At 66.5% G+C, this 15,340-nt stretch carries 12 protein-coding genes; all 12 read left to right on the top strand.

Annotated features, from left to right (window positions below):
• Positions 1 to 3 precede the first annotated feature (3 nt).
• Positions 4 to 2,223, top strand: coding sequence for a PAS domain-containing sensor histidine kinase (locus DELCS14_RS12535; RefSeq protein WP_043796726.1), 2,220 nt, complete (start codon positions 4 to 6; stop codon positions 2,221 to 2,223).
• Positions 2,224 to 2,318: 95 nt separating this feature from the next.
• Positions 2,319 to 2,954, top strand: a complete 636-nt coding sequence (locus DELCS14_RS12530) for an RluA family pseudouridine synthase (protein ID WP_043796724.1) — start codon at positions 2,319 to 2,321, stop codon at positions 2,952 to 2,954.
• A 340-nt stretch (positions 2,955 to 3,294) separates the two neighbouring features.
• Complete coding sequence (locus DELCS14_RS12525) at positions 3,295 to 4,416, top strand: branched-chain amino acid ABC transporter substrate-binding protein (RefSeq protein ID WP_013801936.1); 1,122 nt, start codon at positions 3,295 to 3,297, stop codon at positions 4,414 to 4,416.
• A 97-nt stretch (positions 4,417 to 4,513) separates the two neighbouring features.
• Positions 4,514 to 5,440, top strand: coding sequence for a high-affinity branched-chain amino acid ABC transporter permease LivH (gene livH / locus DELCS14_RS12520; RefSeq protein WP_012206135.1), 927 nt, complete (start codon positions 4,514 to 4,516; stop codon positions 5,438 to 5,440).
• Positions 5,440 to 6,678 carry a high-affinity branched-chain amino acid ABC transporter permease LivM gene (locus DELCS14_RS12515; RefSeq protein WP_012206136.1) on the top strand — a complete coding sequence of 413 codons (1,239 nt, stop codon included), beginning with the start codon at positions 5,440 to 5,442 and terminating at the stop codon, positions 6,676 to 6,678. Before livH ends, DELCS14_RS12515 begins: the two co-directional genes overlap by 1 nt.
• 52 nt (positions 6,679 to 6,730) lie before the next feature.
• Positions 6,731 to 7,498, top strand: a complete 768-nt coding sequence (livG, locus tag DELCS14_RS12510) for a high-affinity branched-chain amino acid ABC transporter ATP-binding protein LivG (RefSeq protein ID WP_013801935.1) — start codon at positions 6,731 to 6,733, stop codon at positions 7,496 to 7,498.
• 8 nt (positions 7,499 to 7,506) lie between these two features.
• Positions 7,507 to 8,208, top strand: a complete 702-nt coding sequence (locus tag DELCS14_RS12505) for an ABC transporter ATP-binding protein (protein WP_034398706.1) — start codon at positions 7,507 to 7,509, stop codon at positions 8,206 to 8,208.
• A 167-nt stretch (positions 8,209 to 8,375) separates the two neighbouring features.
• Positions 8,376 to 9,287: a pyridoxine/pyridoxal/pyridoxamine kinase gene (gene pdxK / locus DELCS14_RS12500; protein WP_013801933.1), complete on the top strand. Its 912-nt coding sequence runs from the start codon at positions 8,376 to 8,378 to the stop codon at positions 9,285 to 9,287.
• Positions 9,284 to 10,060, top strand: coding sequence for an SDR family NAD(P)-dependent oxidoreductase (locus DELCS14_RS12495; RefSeq protein WP_013801932.1), 777 nt, complete (start codon positions 9,284 to 9,286; stop codon positions 10,058 to 10,060). Before pdxK ends, DELCS14_RS12495 begins: the two co-directional genes overlap by 4 nt.
• A 290-nt stretch (positions 10,061 to 10,350) precedes the next feature.
• Positions 10,351 to 11,349 carry a hypothetical protein gene (locus DELCS14_RS12490; RefSeq protein WP_013801930.1) on the top strand — a complete coding sequence of 333 codons (999 nt, stop codon included), beginning with the start codon at positions 10,351 to 10,353 and terminating at the stop codon, positions 11,347 to 11,349.
• 141 nt (positions 11,350 to 11,490) lie between these two features.
• Positions 11,491 to 14,118 (top strand): DNA ligase D, encoded by a 2,628-nt coding sequence (ligD, locus tag DELCS14_RS12485; RefSeq protein ID WP_013801929.1) that lies wholly within the window; start codon positions 11,491 to 11,493, stop codon positions 14,116 to 14,118.
• 34 nt (positions 14,119 to 14,152) lie between these two features.
• Positions 14,153 to 15,130, top strand: coding sequence for a Ku protein (locus tag DELCS14_RS12480; protein WP_013801928.1), 978 nt, complete (start codon positions 14,153 to 14,155; stop codon positions 15,128 to 15,130).
• Positions 15,131 to 15,340 lie beyond the last annotated feature (210 nt).

Raw genomic sequence — 15,340 nt, 5'->3', positions numbered from 1 at the left:
GCGATGAGCAGCCCAGACCATTCCGATCCGCCTCGCGACGACGAGCACCTGCCCCTGCATGCGCTGCTGGCGCCCGGCGCCGACCTGCCCCCCGTCGAACGCTTCCCCCTCTTCCAGCCCGAAGACGACCCGCTGCAGGCCCTGGTGGCCGAGCTGCGCAACTACCAGCGCGAACTGGAAATCCAGAACCGCGTGCTGGACTACAGCCAGGCCGTGGCCGAAAGCGCCTCCGAGCGCTTCGAGGCCCTGTTCGCCAGCATTCCCCTGCCCCTGCTGGTGGTGGACGAGCACGACATGGTGGTGCAGGCCAACGCCATGGCGCACAGCGCCTTCCAGCCCTCCGAGCATGACCGGCTGCTGGTGAACTTCGCACCCTTCGTGCACCCCGATGATGCCGAGCGCGTGCGCGAGACCTTCTCCGCAGCACGCGAGCTGGGCCGCACCGAGGCCCACGAGGTCTGCTTCGAAATCACCGAGCAGCACCAGCTGCGCGCCGACCTGCACGTGGCCTGCATCGCCATCCCCCAGCAAAGCGGCCCGCCCATTGCCCAGTACCTGTGCGCCGTGGTGGACCAGGGCCCGCTGCTGGCCGAGCGCCTGGCGCTGCAGCAGCGCAACCACCAGCTGTTCCTGAGCGAGCGGCGGCTGGAATCGGTCATCAACTCGGCGCTGGACGCCATCATCTGCCTGGACTCGGACCAGCGCATCACCGTGTTCAATCCCACGGCCGCCGCCCTGTTCCTGTGCCCGCCGCACGACGCGCTCGGCAGCCCGCTGGAGCGTTTCCTGCCCGATGCGGCACAGGCCCTGTCCTTTGCACCGCTGACCACGCAGGCCGTGCTGGGCGAGATGACGGCGCGCACGGCCAGCGGCCGCGAGATTCCGGTCGAGGTCAGTGTCTCCTTCGAGCACCACAGCGGCGGCGAGACCACCACCGTGTTCGCGCGCGACCTCACCAGCCGCAAGAAGGCCGAGGCCCAGCGCAACGAGCTGGAAGACCAGCTGCGCGAATCGCACAAGATGCAGGCCCTGGGCACCATGGCCGGCGGCATTGCGCACGACTTCAACAACATCGTGGGCGCCATCCTTGGCAACGTGGAACTGGCCAAGGCCGACTGCGGCGGCAATGCCGCAGCCATCGAAAGCCTGCAGGAGATCGAAAAGGCCGGCCGCCGCGCGCGCGACCTGGTGCGCCAGATCCTGACCTTCAGCCGCAACGAGCCGCCCCAGCGCAAGCCCGTGCAGGCGCGCGAAGTCATGGGCGACACGGCGCGGCTGCTGCGCGTGACCCTGCCGCCCGCCGTGGAGCTGCAGGTGCATGTGCCGCCACAGCTGCCCCCCATGCTGGCCGACGCCATGCAGGTGGAGCAGGCCCTGTTCAACCTGTGCACCAACGCCATGCACGCCCTGGGTGAGCGGCGCGGCCTGATCCAGATGGACGCCGACCTGGTGCGCCCCGACCAGCGCCTGTGCGAGCGCCTGGGCCTGCCACCCGTCAGCTACGTGGCGCTGTCGGTGCAGGACAACGGCCCCGGCATGGATGCGCGCACGCTGCAGCGCATCTTCGAGCCCTTCTTCACCACCAAGCCCGTGGGCCAGGGAACGGGCCTGGGCCTGCCCGTGGTGCACGGCGTCATGCGCAACCACGGCGGCGCCGTGGACGTGTACAGCATTCCCGGACAAGGCAGCCGCTTCACGCTGTACTTTCCCCCGGCCGACGCCCTGACGCCCGCCGAGTACGCACCTGCCCAGGCGCCCGTGGCCGAAACACCGCCCAGCCTGCCGGAGCCGCTGGCAGCCGCAGAAACCCCGACCGGCCCGCAGTTCGCCCTGCTGCCCGACCCGCAGGCCGCACAGCAGCATGTGATGTACGTGGACGACGACCAGGCCCTGGTCTTCCTCGTGCAGCGCCTGCTGCGCCGTCGCGGCTACCAGGTCAGCGGCTTCACCGATCCGCACGAGGCCACCGAGGCGCTGCGCGCCGCCCCCCAGGACTACGACCTGCTGGTCACCGACTACAACATGCCCGGCTACAGCGGCATCGACCTGGTGTATGAGGCGCTGTCCATCCAGCCCCTGCTGCCCATCGCCCTGGCCTCGGGCTACATCACCGCCGAGATCGAGCAGGCCGCCATGGCCGCAGGCGCCCGGGCCCTGGTGCACAAGCCCAATGACGTGGAGGAACTGTGCGCCACCGTGCACAGGCTCCTCAATGAACGGTGAGCGGCTTGAACACTGAAACGCCGCAGGAGTGCATCGGTGCTGGTACTGCTGCCGATGCCGATGCCGATGCAGATACCGATGCAGGTGTCTCCTGCCTGTACGAGGACGCCGAGCTGCTGGTGCTGGACAAGCCCTCCGGCCTGCTGTGCGTGCCCGGGCGCGGCCCCGACAAGCAGGACTGCCTGAGCGGCCGCGCCTTGCAGCGCTGGCCCGATGCGCTGGTCGTGCACCGGCTGGACCAGGCCACCTCGGGCCTGGTGGTCATGGCGCGCAGCCTGGCCAGCCAGCGCCTCCTGAGCGAAGCCTTTGCGCAGCGCCGCGTGCACAAGCGCTATGTGGCCGTGGTCGCCGGCCGCCCTGCCGCGCAGCAGGCCGACGCCTGGCAAAGCATCGACCTGCCGATAGCCGCCGACTGGGAGCGGCGCCCCTTGCGCATCATCGACGCCCTGCAGGGCAAGCCCAGCCAGACCCTGTGGCGCGCCATGTCATCAGCCACCGAAGGCCAGGGTGCTCCCACCACGCGGGTGCAGCTGCAACCCGTGACGGGCCGCACCCACCAGTTGCGCGTGCACATGGCGGCGCTGGGCCATCCCATCCTGGGCGATGCGCTTTATGCCGATGCCGCCGTGCAGGCCCTGTCGCCGCGCCTGCTGCTGCATGCGCACCAGCTGGAGCTGGCCCATCCCCTGTCGGGCCAAACGCTGCGTTTCGAATCCGCCGTGCCGTTTTGATCCACCGCAGAAACACGCAAACCGGCGCCCTCTGGCGCGTTGCTGCAATGCAACATTCCGTGTACGTGTTTCCCCTTCTTGCAGTCGGTCATATTGGTTTCATGCAGCACCGTCTGGGTGCACCGTCGGCATCAGGCGTTTTCGTCGCCCAAAACCGGCGTTGACAAGCGGCCTGCGATGGCATCCAGCCCTTAGCGAAAAGCCTGCATGCGCGCCAGCCCCGGGATACCCTGTTGCCATTGGTAACCAGGAGATTAATCTGTGCTTCTTTGCGCGGATCGCCCCTACAGGAGCCACCGCGTTTTTCAGAACGCTTTACCCAAAGTTGAAGGAAGTACTCATGAGCATTCCGTTCCGCATGCACACCGTCGTCGCCGCCCTGGGTTTGGCTGGTGCCGCCTTGTTCTCCACAGCGCATGCGCAAATCAAGATCGCCATGGTGGTTCCCACCACCGGCCCGCTGACGCAGTACGGCGACATGGTCAAGGAAGGCGTGAACACCGCCGTGGAAATGGCCAATGCGGCTGGCGGCGTCAATGGCAAGAAGATCGAGCTGGTGTCCGTCGATGACGCCTGCGAACCCAAGCAAGGCCCCGTGGCCGCCAACCGCGTGGTCAACGCCAAGATCGGCTACGTGATCGGCCCCGTCTGCTCGGGCGCATCGATTGCCGCCGCCCCGATCTACAACAACGAAGGCGTGGTCGTCGTGACCCCCTCGGCCACCTCCCCTGCCCTGACCGACGGCAAGAACTACCACTTCATCTTCCGCACCATCGGCCGCGATGACCAGCAGGGCCCTGCCGCCGCCAAGTTCATCCTGGACAAGGCCAAGCCCAAGAAGGTTGCCGTGCTGCACGACAAGCAGTCGTATGGCCAGGGCATTGCCTCCTCCGTGCGCGACGACCTGAAGAAGGCCGGCGTGGAAGTGGCCCTGTTCGAAGGCATCAACGCCGGCGACAGCGACTACTCCGCCGTCATCACCAAGCTCAAGAGCGCCGGTGTGGACTTCATCTACTACGGTGGCTACCACCCTGAAATGGGCCTGCTGCTGCGCCAGGCTTCCGAGCAGGGCCTGAAGGTCCGCATGATGGGCCCCGAAGGCGTGGGCAACCCCGAAGTCAACGCCATCGCCGGCAACGCCGTCGAAGGCATGCTGGTGACCCTGCCTGCAGACTTCTCGGCCAACCCCAAGAACGCCGCCGTGGTCAAGGCCTTCAAGGACAAGAAGCGCAATCCCTCGGGCGCCTTCCAGCTGACCGCCTTTGCCGCCACGCAAGTGCTGCTGGACAGCATCAAGGCCGTGGGCGACAGCCCCGCCAAGGTGGCTGACCACCTGCACAAGTCCAACTTCGAGACCGTTCTGGGCTCGGTGGGCTGGAACAAGCAGGGCGACCTGAAGTCCTTCGACTTCCAGGTGTTCGAATGGCACAAGGACGGCAGCAAGTCGGTCGCTGCCAAGTAATCCCCCTCGTTGACTGGCCGGGGCACGCTTGCGCGTGTCCCGGTTGTCTGCATCCTGGCCTTTTAGGCCTTTTCCTGTTTTGGGGCGGCATTACACCATGTCAGAACTCTTACCTCAGCTGATACAGCAGCTGTTCAACGGACTGTCCCTGGGCGCCATCTATGCCCTGATCGCCATCGGCTACACAATGGTCTACGGCATCATCGGGATGATCAACTTCGCCCACGGCGACATCTACATGATCGGCGCCTACATCGGCCTGGTCACGCTGTCGGCCATCGGCACGACAAGCGGCCTGCCCGTGTGGGCCATCATCGGTCTGATGCTGGTGGTGTCGGTCTTCGTCACCGGCGTCTACGGCCTGGTGGTGGAACAGGTGGCCTACAAGCCGCTGCGCCGCAGCCCCCGCCTGGTGGCCCTGATCTCGGCCATCGGCATGTCCATCTTCCTGCAGAACTGGGTGGCCCTGGGCCAGGGCGCGCGCGACATGGCCGTGCCCTCGCTGCTGCCGGGTGCGCTGCGCTTCGGCGCCGAAGGTGGCTTCGAGATCTATGTGCCCTACTCGCGCATCCTGATCATCGTGGTCGCCATCGTGCTCATGGTGCTGCTGACGCTGTACATCCGCCATTCCCGCATGGGCCGTGCCTCGCGCGCCTGCGCCCAGGACATGCACATGGCCAGCCTGCTGGGCATCGACACCAACCGCGTGATCTCGTTCACCTTCGTGCTGGGCGCCATGCTGGCGGCCGTGGGCGGCGTGCTGATCGCGCTGGCCGTGGGCAAGCTCAACCCGTTCATCGGCTTTCTGGCCGGCATCAAGGCCTTCACGGCGGCGGTGCTGGGCGGCATCGGCTCCATCCCCGGCGCCATGCTGGGCGGCGTGCTGCTGGGCGTGGCCGAGACCTTTGCGGCAGCCTACATCTCGTCCGAGTACAAGGACATCGTGGCCTTCGGCCTGCTGGTGCTGATCCTGCTGTTCCGCCCCACGGGCCTGCTGGGCAAGCCTGAAGTGGAGAAGGTCTGATGAAAGCCAAACCCACCTTGAACCTGCGCGACGCCCTGATCGCCACGGTGATGACCGCCGTGGTCGTCACGCCCATCTTCGGCCTGCACCTGGAGCGCGCCGGCACCCGCACCATCATCAACCCCGACTGGACGGTGGTGGCCTGGGCCTGCGCCCTGGTCTTCCTGGTGCAGTTGCTGCGCCCGCTGATCGCGGCGAAGATGCCCAAGGTCTCGCTGCCCTCGCTGCCGCACGCACGCCCCAGCCACCGCAACGGCCTGATCCTGGCCGCCCTGCTGATCGCCGTGTCCTGGCCCTTCTTCGCGGGCCGCAACGCGGTGGACATCGCCACGCTGGCTATGATCTACGTGATGCTGGGCCTGGGCCTGAACATCGTCGTGGGCTTTGCCGGCCTGCTGGACCTGGGCTTCGTGGGCTTCTACGCCGTGGGCGCCTACACCTATGCGCTGCTGTTCCACTGGGCCGGCTGGTCCTTCTGGGAAGCGCTGCCGCTGGCCGGCGCCGCCGCCGCGATGTTCGGCTTCGTGCTCGGCTTTCCGGTGCTGCGGCTGCGCGGTGACTACCTGGCCATCGTGACGCTGGGCTTCGGCGAAATCATCCGCCTCATGCTGGTCAACCTGACCAGCATCACGGGCGGGCCGGACGGCATCTCCAGCATTCCCAAGCCCACGGTGCTGGGCCTGGAGATGACGCGCACCCCCTCCACCGAGGGCGGCACGACCTTCCACCAGTTCCTGGGGCTGGAGTTCAGCTCGCTGCACATGGTGATCTTCCTGTACCTGATGGCGCTGCTGCTGGCCGTGATCACGCTGTGCATCTCCAACCGCCTGGTGCGCATGCCCATAGGCCGCGCCTGGGAGGCGCTGCGCGAGGACGAGATCGCCTGCCGCTCCCTGGGCCTGAACCCCATGAAGATCAAGCTGTCTGCCTTCACGCTGGGCGCCATGTTCGCCGGCCTGGGCGGCGCCTTCTTCGCGGCGCGCCAGGGCATCGTCAACCCCGAATCGTTCACCTTCATCGAATCGGCGCTGATCCTGTCCATCGTGGTGCTGGGCGGCATGGGCTCGCAGCTGGGCGTGATCATCGCGGCCATCTTGCTGACGGTGCTGCCCGAGCTGGCGCGCGAGTTCTCCGAGTACCGCATGCTGATCTTCGGCCTGGTGATGGTGCTGATGATGATCTGGCGCCCGCAGGGCCTGCTGCCCATGCGCCGCCACCATGTGGAGGTGCGCTCATGAGGCATGCCGACACCATGATTTTTGGGACAACAGAAAGCAGCAAGGGCCGGCAATGAGCGAGTATTTGCTAGAAGTCAAAGACCTGTGCATGCGCTTCGGCGGCCTGCTGGCCGTGGACCATGTGGGCTTCAATGTGCGCCCGCAGGAAGTGTTTGCCATCATCGGCCCCAACGGCGCCGGCAAGACCACGGTGTTCAACTGCATCAGCGGTTTCTACCAGCCCAGCAGCGGCTCCGTCACGCTGGACGGCAACGCCATCGAGGGCCGCAGCAGCCACCACGTGGCCAACCACGGCGTGGTGCGCACCTTCCAGAACGTGCGGCTGTTCAAGTCCATGACGGTGCTGGAAAACCTGCTGGTGGCACAGCACCGCCGCTCGGGCGTCAACCTGCTGTCGGGCCTGTTCAACACGGCAAGCTACCGCCGCAGCGAAGAGGAAAAGATCGAGAGCGCCCTGCACTGGCTGGACGTCATGGGCCTGCGCGAGTTCGTCAACCGCGAGGCCGGCAACCTGGCCTACGGCCACCAGCGCCGCCTGGAGATCGCGCGCTGCATGATCACCAAGCCGCGCGTGCTCATGCTCGACGAACCCGCCGCCGGCCTGAACCCGCAGGAGAAGAAGGACCTGCAGGGCCTGATCGACCAGCTGCGGCGCCAGTACGGCATTGCCGTGCTGCTGATCGAGCACGACATGGGCCTGGTCATGGGCGTGTCCGAGCGCATCCTCGTCATGGAGTACGGCAAACCCATCGCCATGGGCCTGCCGGATGCCATCCGCAACGATGAACGGGTCATCAAGGCCTACCTGGGAGAAGCCTGATGCCTGCCATGCTGCAACTGGAGAACATCTCCACCCACTACGGTGCCATCTGCGCGGTCGACAGCGTGAGCCTGCACGTCAACCAGGGCGAAATCGTCTCGCTGATCGGCTCCAACGGCGCCGGCAAGACCTCGCTGCTGATGACGGTGTGCGGCAACCCGCGCGCCAGCTCGGGCCGCATCTCGTTCGAGGGCGAGGACATCACCCAGCTGCCCTCGCACCACATCATGCGCAAGGGCATCGCGGTCTCGCCCGAGGGACGGCGCATCTTCTCGGACCTCACGGTCACGGACAACCTGAAGATGGGCGGATTCTTCCTGGACAAGCCGCAGATCGAGGCCGGCATCGAACATGTGTTCGGCCTCTTCCCGCGCCTGCGTGAGCGCGCCCACCAGCGCGCCGGCACCATGTCGGGCGGCGAGCAGCAGATGCTGGCCATCGGCCGCGCGCTGATGAGCAAGCCCCGCCTGCTGCTGCTGGACGAGCCCACGCTGGGCCTGGCGCCGCTGATCATTGCGCAGATCTTCGAGATCATCCAGACCATCCGCACGGCCGGCGTCACGGTCTTCCTGGTCGAGCAGAACGCCAACCGCGCCCTGCAGATCGCCGACCGCGGCTATGTGCTGGAAACCGGCAAGGTGGTGTTGGAAGACACAGGCGCCAACCTGCTGACCAACGACGCAGTGCGCCGCGCCTACCTGGGCGCCTGACAACGCACAGGCGCCTGGCGCTCCACGGGCCCGCCCTTTGGCGGGCCTTTTTCTTTTCACGCGCAGATCGCACAGTGGTCTGGTCATGCGCGGCCGATTGTGGGGTCTGCGGCCTGGGCGCAGGCGTTATAAAACACGTCCCTGCCTCTCATTGCTCCCCCAAGCCCATGAACGCCTGCGCCCCCCAAGACATGCTGCAACCCCTGGCCATCGACGTGGTGTCAGTGCAGTCCCAGGTCGTCTACGGCCGCGTTGGCAACAACGTGGCCATGCCCACGCTGCAGGCGCTGGGGCTGGCGGCGGCGGCCGTGCCCACGGTGGTGTTCAGCAACACGCCGCACTATCCCAGCATCCACGGCGGAGCAATTGCCGCCGAGTGGTTTGCGGGCTATCTGCAGGACCTGGGCGCGCGCGGCGGGTTGCGGCAGTTGCAGGCCGTGCTGGCCGGCTACCTGGGCGGGCCGGCCCAGGCCACGCTGCTGGCGGACTGGGTTGCCGGCCTGCTGGCGCAGCGGCCCGGCCTGCGCGTGGTGGTGGACCCGGTGATCGGCGACCACGACAGCGGCATCTATGTGGACCCCGCCATGGTCGAGGCCTACCAGCGCCACCTGCTGCCGCTGGCCGACGGGCTGACGCCCAACCATTTCGAGCTGGAGCGGCTGACCGCGCGCCCTGTGCGCGGCATGGACGATGTGGTCCAGGCCGCGCGCAGCCTGCTCAAGGGACGCACGCAGTGGGTGGCCGTGACCAGCGCATCGCCCGAGCTGGATGGCGAGCCTGCCCAGCGCATGCGCGTGGCCCTGGTCACGCGCGATGACGTGCATGTGATCACCCACGCGCGGGTGGATGCGGTGCCCAAGGGAACGGGCGATCTGTTCAGTGCCGCGCTCACCGGCCACTGGCTGCAGGGCGCCAGCCTGCACGAGGCGGCCGAGCGTGCCTGCGAACGCATCGTGCAGGCGCTGGAGCGCACCCGGCAGGCGCACAGCGCCGAGCTGCTGCTGCCATCGGACCCTGTCGCCGCCCAGGCAGCGGCCGGGCCGGCAGCACGGGCACAAGCGATACCATCGCCCGCATGAACAATGCATCGCCTCTTCTTTCCCTGACGATTCTTACCGGCGCCTCGCGCGGCATGGGCCTGGCCATGGCCCGGCAACTGCTGGATGCCGGCCATGAACTGCTCACGCTGTCGCGCTCCACCAGCGAAGACCTGGCCCAGGCGGCCGCCACGGCGGGCGCGCCGCTGCAGCAGTGGAGCGTGGATCTGGGCGAGCCCGAGGCCGCGGCCCGCAGACTGGGCGACTGGCTGGCCGGCCTGGACGCCGCGCGCTACGCCAGCGTCACCCTGATCAACAACGCGGGCGTGATTCCGCAGATTGCGCCGCTGTCGCAGCTGCAGCCCGCCGACATTGCCCAGGCCATGCGCGTGGGGCTGGAGGCGCCCATGCTGCTGACGGCCGCCTTCCTGGCCGCCACCGAGGGCTGGACGGCCGTGCCGCGCAAGGTGCTCAACATTTCTTCGGGCCTGGGCCGGCGCGCCATTGCCTCGCAGGCCTCCTACTGCGCGGCCAAGGCCGGCATGGACCATTTCAGCCGCAGCGTGGCGCTGGACGAGGCGCTCAAGCCCCACGGCGCGCGCATCTGCTCGCTGGCGCCCGGCGTCATCGACACCGACATGCAGGTGCAGCTGCGCAGCGCCGATGCCGCCGCCTTCCCCGATGCAGGCAACTTCGCCCAGCTCAAGGAGGGCGGCAAGCTGTCCACGCCCGAGCAGGCGGCAGCCCAGGTGCTGGGCTGGCTGCAGCGTGCCGATTTTGGCGAGCAGGTGGTGGCCGACGTGCGCCAGCCCTGAGCATTTTTCGGATGGCAGCTTCAATGCGGCGATGAATATCCGGCAATGGAAAAAGGCATCGCCGCACTGATCTGAATAATCCAAATACCCGCCCTGGAAAATGTTCTGCAAGAATTACCGATTGCAGGCAGCATTTTCCATATCCATCCTGAGCATTCGCTTGAAAAGCGTCATCTGGCAAAGGATGACGTTTTTCATCTGCGTTTGCCAGTCCTGCATTTCCAATCCTCCTACAGCGGCGTCTATTGCGACTGGCAAGAATGGGGCACTCAACTCCAAGAAAGTCGGCCATGTCCATTGCCTATTCCGAATCCGCGCCCCTGGCTGAAGCGCCAGTGGTCAACACGGTCGCCACCGTAGATACCTCACGCAGCGGCGTTTCATGGGCCGCGATATTTGCCGGCGCCATGGCGGCGGCATCGCTGTCGCTGCTGCTGTTCATTCTGGGCACGGGCCTGGGCCTGTCGTCGGTGTCGGTATGGTCCGGTGAAGGCCTGGATGCCGGCGCCCTGGGCCTGACGGCCGTGGCCTGGATTGCCTTCACCCAGCTGGCCTCGGCCGGCGTGGGCGGCTATCTGGCCGGACGGCTGCGCACACGCTGGCAAGGCGTGCACACGGACGAGGTCTACTTCCGCGACACGGCCCACGGCTTTCTGTCCTGGGCACTGGCCACGCTGGCCATGGTGGCCCTGATGGGCGCCGCTGCAGGCGGTGCCGTCTCCGGCGCCTTCAAGGCTGCGCAGACCGTGGCCACCAGCGCCTCCAACGTGGTGGGCGGCGCGATCGGCGCCGCCGGTGGTGCGGCTGCTGGCGGTGCCGCAGCCATGGCCGGTGCCTCGGGCGCCGATGCCTCGCCCCAGGGCCTGGCCTACTGGACCGGCAGCCTGTTCCGCAATTCCGGCGCCGCAACCACCACCAGCAATGCCACCCCCGCCGACCTGGCCAGCGCCACCCGCGAGGCCGGCGTGATCTTTGCCCAGTCGCTGCGCACCGGCCAGCTGTCTCCCGCCGACGAGCAATACCTGGCCCAGCTGATTGCGCGCAATTCCGATATGTCCGTGGAAGATGCGCAAAAGAAAGTGCGTAGCACCTTTGATTCCGTGCAAATGCAGATAAAGCAGGCCGAGCAAAAGGCTGAAGAAGCCAAGCAAAAGGCCAAGCAGGCAGCCGAAGAGGCACGCAAGGCCACGGCCCATTCCATGCTCTGGCTGTTTGTTTCCCTGATGCTGGGCGCTTTTGTGGGCAGCCTGTGCGCCACCTGGGGTGGTCGTCAACGCGATGCCTTTTGATAATCCCCGGCACTGAAACCCAATCAATCCAATTCAATCCATTCAACGGAGGCTTGCCATGCGATCCATACTGCTTTTTCTCCTGGGCGTTCCCATTCCCATCATCATCCTGATTGCGCTCATTCACTGACGGATGCCGCCATGCCGGCCACGCGCAGCAAGTCCCAGGCATCCCGCCCGGCCCGCCCCACCAAAGGGGCGACCAAGGCGGCGACACCCCAGGCCTCGCTCGCGCTGTACCGGCAAAAGCGCGACTTCACGCGCACACCGGAACCTTCGGCAGAACCTTCCAGTGAGACGATTGCAGGGCAGCCCGGCGCGGGCGCCCTGCAATTCGTCATTCAAAAGCACTGGGCCAGCCACCTGCACTACGACTTTCGGCTGGAGCTGGACGGCAGCATGAAGAGCTGGGCCGTGCCCAAGGGCCCCAGCTACGACCCGGCCGACAAGCGCATGGCCGTCCAGGTGGAAGACCACCCCATGGCCTACAACCGCTTCGAGGGCCAGATTCCACCGGGACAGTACGGCGCGGGCAAGGTCATCATCTGGGACCGTGGCACCTGGCTGCCCGAAGGCGATGCGGCCGAAGGCTATCGCAAGGGCAAGCTCAAGTTCGAACTGCGCGGCCACAAGCTGCAGGGCCGTTGGGCCCTGGTGCGCATGCGCGGCAAGGACGACGCCAAAAAGCCCGCCTGGCTGCTGATCAAGGAGCACGACGGCCTGGAACGTGCTGCCAGCGAATTCAACGTGGTCGAGGACATGCCCGACAGCGTGGCCGGCCTTCCCCTGCCCACCGCCACAGCGCCCATCACCACACCCGTCACCACGCCCGTCGCTACGCCCGTCGCCGCGCCCATGCCGCAGAGCATCGCCCCGCAGCTGGCAACCTTGGTGGACCATGCACCTGCAGATGCCGGGCAATGGATCTTCGAGAGCAAGTTCGACGGCTACCGGCTGCTGGCGCGCATCGAGGACGGCGCCGTTCGCCTTTTCACACGCAACGGCAAGGACTGGACCACCAAAATGCCCGCCCTGGCCCGCGCCTTTGCCGCGCTGCCCCTGCAATCGGGCTGGGTGGATGGCGAGGTGCTCATGCTGGACAGCGACAGCCGCCCTGACTTCCAGGCCCTGCAAAACGCCTTTGACGGCGAGCGCACCGACCACCTGGTGTTCTTCGCGTTTGACCTGCTGTGGCAGGACGGCCAGGACCTGCGGCCCCAGCCCGTGGAGCAGCGCCGCCAGCAGTTGCAGTCCCTGCTGCACAAGGCGCCTTCGGACCGCCTTCGCTTCAGTGAGGCCTTTGACGCCCCGCCCGCCGATCTGGTGGCCGCCGCCTGCCAGCTGGGCCTGGAGGGCGTGATCGGCAAGCGGCGCGGCAGCGCCTATGCCTCGCGGCGCAGTGCGGACTGGATCAAGCTCAAGTGCGGCCTGCGCCAGGAATTCGTGATCGCGGGCTACACCGATCCCCAGGGCACGCGCACGGGCCTGGGCGCCCTGATCCTGGCCGTGCATGGCGAGGACGGTCAGCTGCGCGCGGCAGGCAAGGTGGGCACGGGGTTCAACAGGCGCACCCTGGCCGACCTGCGCCAGCGCCTGGAGCGCCTCGCCACCGGCACCTCGCCGCTGGCGGACAGCCGGGGCCTTGGCAGCGGGGTGCACTGGGTGCGCCCCACGCTGCTGGCCGAGGTCTCGTTCGCGCAGTGGACCGAGGACGGCCAGGTCCGCCATGCCGTATTCCACGGCCTGCGTGCGGACAAGCCTGCACGCAGCATTGTCAAAGAGGAGCCACAGCACGTGCCATCGACCGCATCTTCCGCCAGCGCTGCAGCCATGCCTGGCGCTGCACGACCGAAAACCCGCAATGCCAGGGCGGCACGACTGCCCGCCTCGATGACCATCACCCATCCCGAGCGGGTCATCGATCCCTCCACCGGCATCACCAAGATGGATCTGGCGCGCTACTACGCCACGGTGGCGCCCTTCATGATCACCCACCTCAAGTCCCGGCCCGTGGCCATGGTGCGGGCGCCGGACGGCATCGAGGGCGAGCTGTTCTTCCAAAAGCACCTCGACCAGGCGCCGCTGCAGGGCATCGCCGCCCTGTCGCCGGAACTGGACCCCGGCCATGCCCCGCTGATGGAGGTGTCCCGGCGCGAAGGCCTGGTGGCGGCGGCGCAGATGAACACCATCGAATGGCACACCTGGAACGCGCGCAAGGACCGCATCGACCGGCCCGACCGCATGACCTTCGACCTGGACCCCGGCGAAGGTGTGCCCTGGCAGCAGGTGCAGGAGGCCGCCAGCCTGCTGCATGTGCTGCTGCAGGAGCTGGAGCTGCCGGCCTTCCTCAAGACCAGCGGCGGCAAGGGCCTGCACGTGGTCGTGCCCATCAAGCGGCTGCTGGACTGGGACACCGTCAAGGCCTTCTCGCAGGCCGTGGTCCAGCACCTGGCCCATGCTGTGCCCCAGCGCTTCGTGGCCAAAAGCGGGCCGCGCAACCGCGTGGGAAAGATTTTTGTGGACTACCTGCGCAACGGCTTCGGCGCCACCACGGCCTGCGCGTGGACGGCCCGGGCGCGGCCGGGCATGGGCATCTCCGTGCCCGTGGCCTGGAACGAGCTGGACAGGCTCACGGGCGGCGCGCACTGGACCATTCGCTCGGTAGACCAGCGCCTGCGCCTGGGCAACTCCCCTTGGGAGCACTACGGCACGGCCGCCGTGGGCCTGGGCCGCGCCATGAAGGCGCTGGGCTTCGAGGCGCAGCGTTGAGCACCGTCCTGCAGGAATCGAAGAAAGCACCGCCATGAAGAAAGCCGCCTCCCCCAAATCCAGCCCGTCCACCTCCGCGCGCAGCGTGTGGAAGGGCGCCATCAGCTTTGGCCTGGTGCACATTCCCATCGGCCTGTACGCGGCCACGGCCAGCTCGGACATCGACTTCGACTGGCTGGACAAGCGCAACATGCAGCCCGTGGGCTACAAGCGCATCAACAAGGTCACGGGCAAGGAAGTGGCCACGGCCGACATCGTCAAGGGCGTGGAATTCGAAGAAGGCCGCTACGTGGTGCTGAGCGCTGAAGAGATTGCCGCCGCCTTTCCCAAGACCACGCAGACCATCGAGATCGAGGCCTTTGTCGATGCCCAGGACATCCCCTTCATCTACCTGGAACGCCCCTACTACACCGCCCCCCTGCACCGTGGCGAGAAGGTCTACGCCCTGCTGCGCGAGGCCCTGCGCAAGAGCAACAAGGTGGGTGTGGCCAAGGTGGTCATCCAGACCAAGCAGCATCTGGCCATCCTGATCCCCTGCGGCCGGGCGCTGGTGCTGAACCTGCTGCGCTGGGGCGGCGAGATCCGCTCCTTCGAGCAGCTGGACCTTCCGCCGCTGGACGCCAAGGCCGCCGGCATCAAGAGCGCCGAGATGACCATGGCCATGGCCCTCATCAAGGACATGAGCCAGGCCTGGGACGCCGACCAGTTCCGCAACTCCTTCAGCGAGGAAATCCACCAGCTCGTGCAGGCCAAAGCGCATGCGGGCGATGTCCAAAACGTGGAAAAACAGGAGACCGCACCCGCCGCGCCGGCCAACGCGGCCGTGCTGGACCTGACGGCCCTGCTCAAGAACAGCCTGGGCAAGGGCGCAGGCGGACCATCCGCCACCGCAGCTAAGGAAAAAAATACCTCGTCAACGGTAAAAAATGCAAAGACGCCAGCATCCAGAAAATCGACAAAATCCACAAAGACCCCGGCCAGGGCCCCTGCAAAACGCCCCGCCGCCAAATAACCCCATATTTGGCCTGGCTGCATTTTTTACAAAAGCAATTTCATTATAAGAAATACATCCATTTGTACCGACAAAATGGAACAAGACCACTCCATAGCAAATTCCAATGCTTTACCAAAAGTAATCTTCCAAATATCCTACAAGCCGGCCATTTTCACGGTCGCACAATGAAATTGCAGTGATGACGGCATCGCTGTTTACTTAAGGAGT

The sequence above is a fragment of the Delftia sp. Cs1-4 genome, assembly GCF_000214395.1.
GTDB lineage: Bacteria > Pseudomonadota > Gammaproteobacteria > Burkholderiales > Burkholderiaceae_C > Comamonas > Comamonas acidovorans.
Note: the sequence above shows the minus strand (reverse complement) of the source record. Positions and strands in the feature narration are given on the sequence as shown.

Excerpts from the sequence above, each read along its gene's own strand:
- DELCS14_RS12480 (WP_013801928.1), top strand. The coding sequence starts at position 14,153 with ATGAAGAAAGCCGCCTCCCCCAAATCCAGCCCGTCCACCTCCGCGCGC.
- DELCS14_RS12515 (WP_012206136.1), top strand. The coding sequence starts at position 5,440 with ATGAAAGCCAAACCCACCTTGAACCTGCGCGACGCCCTGATCGCCACG.
- DELCS14_RS12525 (WP_013801936.1), top strand. The coding sequence starts at position 3,295 with ATGAGCATTCCGTTCCGCATGCACACCGTCGTCGCCGCCCTGGGTTTG.
- DELCS14_RS12535 (WP_043796726.1), top strand. The coding sequence starts at position 4 with ATGAGCAGCCCAGACCATTCCGATCCGCCTCGCGACGACGAGCACCTG.
- DELCS14_RS12495 (WP_013801932.1), top strand. The coding sequence starts at position 9,284 with ATGAACAATGCATCGCCTCTTCTTTCCCTGACGATTCTTACCGGCGCC.
- ligD (WP_013801929.1), top strand. The coding sequence starts at position 11,491 with ATGCCGGCCACGCGCAGCAAGTCCCAGGCATCCCGCCCGGCCCGCCCC.
- DELCS14_RS12490 (WP_013801930.1), top strand. The coding sequence starts at position 10,351 with ATGTCCATTGCCTATTCCGAATCCGCGCCCCTGGCTGAAGCGCCAGTG.
- pdxK (WP_013801933.1), top strand. The coding sequence starts at position 8,376 with ATGAACGCCTGCGCCCCCCAAGACATGCTGCAACCCCTGGCCATCGAC.
- livG (WP_013801935.1), top strand. The coding sequence starts at position 6,731 with ATGAGCGAGTATTTGCTAGAAGTCAAAGACCTGTGCATGCGCTTCGGC.
- DELCS14_RS12505 (WP_034398706.1), top strand. The coding sequence starts at position 7,507 with ATGCTGCAACTGGAGAACATCTCCACCCACTACGGTGCCATCTGCGCG.
- livH (WP_012206135.1), top strand. The coding sequence starts at position 4,514 with ATGTCAGAACTCTTACCTCAGCTGATACAGCAGCTGTTCAACGGACTG.